At 69.2% G+C, this 4,780-nt stretch carries 4 protein-coding genes; all 4 read left to right on the top strand.

The window, feature by feature from the left end:
- Positions 1–1,005 (top strand): MFS transporter (locus VGB60_RS02605; protein ID WP_331036724.1); only part of this gene is annotated, 1,005 nt, incomplete at its 5' end.
- Positions 1,006–1,100: 95 nt separating this feature from the next.
- Complete coding sequence (locus VGB60_RS02600) at positions 1,101–3,059, top strand: M1 family metallopeptidase (RefSeq protein WP_331036723.1); 1,959 nt, start codon at positions 1,101–1,103, stop codon at positions 3,057–3,059.
- A 279-nt stretch (positions 3,060–3,338) separates the two neighbouring features.
- Positions 3,339–4,442, top strand: coding sequence for a 4-hydroxyphenylpyruvate dioxygenase (gene hppD, locus VGB60_RS02595; RefSeq protein WP_331036722.1), 1,104 nt, complete (start codon positions 3,339–3,341; stop codon positions 4,440–4,442).
- Positions 4,435–4,620 (top strand): hypothetical protein, encoded by a 186-nt coding sequence (locus VGB60_RS02590; protein ID WP_331036721.1) that lies wholly within the window; start codon positions 4,435–4,437, stop codon positions 4,618–4,620. The genes hppD and VGB60_RS02590 overlap by 8 nt, the downstream gene beginning before the upstream one ends.
- Positions 4,621–4,780: the final 160 nt, after the last annotated feature.

Here is a 4,780-nt window from a genome sequence, read left to right as displayed (position 1 = left end):
AAGCCGGTGCTGATGGTCGGCCTCGGCCTCTATGTCGTGTTCAGCGTGCTGGCGGCCTTTTCGCCGACGTTCGAACTGCTGATCGCCGCGCGGGTCGGCACGGGCGTCGGCGCCGCGGCCCTGCGGGTTCTGGCGGTCTCGATCGTCCGCGACCGCTATTCGGGACGCACCATGGCGCGGGTCATGTCGCTGAGCTTCCTCGTCTTCCTCGGCGTGCCGATCCTGGCCCCGGCGCTCGGCCAGCTCATCCTGACCGTCGCGCCCTGGCCCTGGGTGTTCGGCGTGCTGGCGGTCGGCGGCGCCGCCTTCGCAACCTGGGCGGCCAACCGTCTGCCCGAGACCCTGCACCCGGACGACCGGATGCCGATCCAGGTCGCCCGTATCGCGGGCGCCTTCCGCCAGGCGCTGACCAACCGCCAATCCATCGGCTACACCCTGGCCATCACCGCCATTTCGGGCGCCCTGTTCGGCTTCATCAATTCCAGCCAGCAGATCTTCTTCGACGTCTTTCATGAGCCGAAACTGTTCACCGTCGTCTTCGGCGTGGTGGCGGGCGGCATCGCCGTGGCTTCCCTGCTCAATGCGCGGCTTGTGGAGCGGCTGGGGTCGCGGCTGATCTCGCACACCGCCCTGCTGGGCTTCATCACCATGTCGGCGATCCACGCGACCGTGGCCCTGACCGGTCACGAGACGATCTGGAGCTTCGCCATCCTGCAGGCCCTGACCATGTTCTGCTTCGGCTTCATCGCCGGAAATTTCGGCTCGATGGCCATGGAGCCGATGGGCCATATCGCGGGCACGGCCTCGTCGGCGCAGGGCTTCATCTCTACCACGGGAGGCGCGCTGCTCGGCTTCGCCATCGGCCAGCAGTTCAACGGCTCGGCCGCGCCCATGGCGGTCGGCTTCGTGGTGCTTGGCGTCGTCGCGCTGCTGTGCGTGCTGATGGCCGAGCGAGGCCGGCTGTTCACGGCGCGCAACCCACGTCCGGCGACCGCCGCGACTTGATCTTTTCGGGGAGCCGGAGCGTTGTCCGGGCTATAAACCGAAACAAGGCCAAGCGCGCACCCGTCGCCGCGAGGCCGCACGATCAAGGACTGCCGATGATCCGCACGCTTGGACTGGTCTCCGCCCTCGCCCTGATGACCGCCGTTGGAGGCTGCGCCATGACCCCCGGTTCCGCCGCCCGTTCGGACATGCCGCCCCTTCCCGCCTCGGCCAATGCGCCGGTGCAGTACGCCGTCGACACCCACTCCTACGCCCGGCCCGAGATTGCGCGGGTGAGGCACGTCTCCCTCGACCTCGCCGCCGATTTCGCCGCGAAGACCCTGTCGGGGACTGCCGCGCTGGACGTCCAGGGCGAGCCCGGGGCCAACGAGGTGGTGCTGGACGTTCGCAACCTCGAAATCCGGGACGTCCGTGACGCCTCGGGGGCGCCGCTGCAGTTCGAGACCGGCGCCAACGACGCCATCAAGGGGCAGCCGCTGACGGTGCGCTTCCCCGCGCTCGCGCCCGGCGAGACACGCCGCATCGTCATCGCTTACGCCACCCGTCCCGACGCCTCGGCCCTGCAGTGGCTCAGCCCCAGCCAGACAGCGGGCGGCCAGCATCCCTATCTGTTCAGCCAGGGACAGGCGATCCTGACGCGCACCTGGGTCCCGACGCAGGACAGCCCAGGCATCCGTCAGACGTGGGACGCCCGCATCGTCGCGCCGGAGGCCCTGCGCGTGATCATGAGCGCCCAAACCCTGTCGCCCGACGAAGGCGAACCCGCCGGACCCGGCATGAAGGCCTGGCGCTTCAGCATGACCAATCCGGTGCCGCCCTATCTGATCGCGGTGGCCGCCGGGGATGTGGCCTTCGCCCCCATCGACGAGCGGACCGGCGTCATCACCGAGCCGTCGCGGCTGGAAGCCGCGCGGGCCGAGCTGGTCTCGACCGCCAACATGGTCGACGTGGCCGAGCGCCTCTACGGCCCCTACCGCTGGGGCCGCTACGACCTGCTGGTGCTGCCGCCGGCATTCCCCTTCGGCGGGATGGAGAACCCGCGCCTGACCTTCGCCACGCCGACCATCATCGCCGGCGACCAGTCCCTGGTGTCGCTGGTGGCCCACGAGCTGGCGCACAGCTGGTCGGGCAACCTCGTCACCAATGCGACCTGGAACGACTTCTGGCTCAACGAGGGCTTCACCGTCTATTTCGAGAACCGGATCATGGAGGCGCTGTACGGACAGGAGCGCGCCCTGATGCTGCAGTCGCTGGGCTGGGGCGATCTGCAGACGACGCTGGCCGACCTGCCACCCGCCGACACCCGGCTGCAGCTCGATCTCACCGGCCGCGACCCCGACGAGGGCCTGACCGACGTCGCCTATGAGAAGGGCGCCGCGTTCCTGCGCACCATCGAGCGGATCGTCGGGCGCGAGCGGTTCGACGCCTGGCTGAACGGCTATTTCGAGCGCAACGCCTTCCGCCCGATCACGACCGAGCTGTTCAAGGACGACATCCGCACCCACCTGATCCGCGGCGACGCCGAGCTGGAAAGCCGCCTGATGATGGACGCCTGGATTCATCAGCCCGGCATGCCGTCGAACTGGCAGCCGCCGGTCTCGACCGCGTTCGCGCCCGTGGACGCCGCGGCCCGCGCCTTCTTCGCGGACCGCGGCCCAGCCTCGGCGATCCCGTGGGCCGGCTGGTCGACGCAGGAGCGCCAACGTTTCCTCGCCTGGCGTCCGGAAGGTGGGCGCGCAGGCGCGGACTGGCTGACGCCCGCTCAGCTCGCCGATCTGGAGGCGTCGTTGAACCTCCGTGAGGAGGGCAACGCCGAAGTGCTGTTCGCCTGGCTGCAGATCGCGGTCCAGCACCGCTACCAGCCCGCCGTGCCGACGCTGGAGCGGTTCCTGACCGGCATGGGCCGGCGCAAATTCGTGCTGCCGCTATTCACCAGCCTGTGGGCCGAGGGCGACTGGGGCCGGGTAATCGCCCGGCGCGTCTATGCGCAGGCCCGGCCGGGGTATCACCCGGTGACCACCGGCTCGGTCGATGCGGTGGTGGGGCGGCCATAAGGACTAATGACCTCTCCCTCCCCCTCCGGGGGAGGGTCGCCGGTGCGAAGCGACGGCGGGGTGGGAGGGGCTCGGCGACGCAAGCGCCTGTCTCGCCGAAGCGTCCCCACCCGGCCTCGCCTGCGGCTCGCCCACCCTCCCCCGGAGGGGGAGGGAGAGGCAGTCTGCGCCTCCCCTCCCGAACCTGTGCTCGCCGCCCGCCTTGGCTTCCCGCCGTCCCGACACTAGGTTCCGCCCCAAGGCGGCGACGAACGCCGCATCCCGCTCAGGAGACCCGCCATGCACGACGCCCCGCAAAGCGAAGCGGCCGCCCGCCTCGACAAGGAAAACCCGCTCGGCGTGGACGGCTTCGAGTTCGTGGAGTTCACCGGCCCCGATCCCGCGGCCATGGTCTCGCGTCTGGAGTTGATGGGCTTCACCCAGACCCATGTGAACCCGGCCAATGACGTGGTCCGCCTGAAGCAGGGCGACATCACCCTGTTGGTCCACCGCTCGCCCAAGGGACAGGCCGCCGAGTTCGCCACGGAACACGGTCCCTCGGCAAACGGCATGGCCTTCCGCGTCAACGACGCCAGAGCGGCTTTCGAAGGCGCGACAGCGCGCGGCGCCAAGCCGGCCGAGGGGCACGACGGCGGCGCGCTCGGAGGCGGCTATCCCTACGTCCTGCAGGGCATCGGCGGCTCGCTGCTCTACATCGTCGACGCGTATGGCGAGGCCGGCTCGCTCTACGACGGCTGGGACGAGATCGAGGGGTGGGAGGAGGCCGAGCGCAAGAACTCGGTCGGCCTGTTCAGCCTGGACCACCTGACGCACAACGTGCGGCGCGGCCAGATGCGGACCTGGTCCGGCTTCTACGGCGACGTCTTCGCCTTCGAGGAGCAGAAGTATTTCAACATCAAGGGCAAGGCGACCGGGCTGCTGTCGCAGGCCATGATCGCCCCCGACCGCGCCATCCGCATTCCGCTGAACGAGAGCCAGGACGAGAACTCGCAGATCGAGGAGTTCCTGCGCCGCTACAACGGGGAGGGCATCCAGCACATCGCCCTCGCCACCGACAACATCTTCGAGACCGTCGAGGAGATGAAGCGGCGGGGCATCCCCTTCCAGGACACCATCGAGACCTATTTCGACCTGATCGACAAACGCCTGCCCAACCACGGCGAAGACGTGGCGCGGATGCGGTTGAACCGCATCCTGATCGACGGTTCGGACGAGGACGGCCTGCTGCTGCAGATCTTCACCCAGGACACCTTCGGGCCGATCTTCTTCGAGATCATCCAGCGCAAGGGCAACCAGGCGTTCGGCGAGGGCAATTTCCAGGCCCTGTTCGACTCCATTGAGCTGGATCAGATCCGGCGCGGCGTCATCAAGGTGGATGCCTAGACCGCCTCACTGGCTGCCCTGGCTCGGCCCGCTGCTGGCGGCCGGGATCGGGGCGGCGGTCGGCGAATACGGCCTCGGCGGCGGCTTCTGGACGGTGCTCATCGCGGCGCTGGTGGGCGGGTTCGCGCCGATCGTGGGCTACGGCGTGTGGAAGTGGCGGGATCAGCGGCGGGGGTAGCTCGCGCCCACCCCCGCCTTCCGGCTATGCGGGTTCTACTTCTTCCATCGGCGTCATCTTGCCCGCGCCCGGCCCCGCCCCGAGGTCGGCGCCCGTGACTGGATTGACGGCGGGATCGGACAGTGTCCGGCCAGCCATGGCTGCCAGCAGCTTCTTGTCC

This window comes from Brevundimonas sp. (assembly GCF_036399195.1).
GTDB lineage: Bacteria > Pseudomonadota > Alphaproteobacteria > Caulobacterales > Caulobacteraceae > Brevundimonas.
The sequence above is the reverse complement of the archived record's forward strand: the minus strand, read 5'-3'. Positions and strand labels throughout refer to the sequence as shown.

Coding starts and splice junctions, on each gene's coding strand:
- VGB60_RS02600 (WP_331036723.1), top strand. CDS start 1,101: ATGATCCGCACGCTTGGACTGGTCTCCGCCCTCGCCCTGATGACCGCC.
- hppD (WP_331036722.1), top strand. CDS start 3,339: ATGCACGACGCCCCGCAAAGCGAAGCGGCCGCCCGCCTCGACAAGGAA.
- VGB60_RS02590 (WP_331036721.1), top strand. CDS start 4,435: ATGCCTAGACCGCCTCACTGGCTGCCCTGGCTCGGCCCGCTGCTGGCG.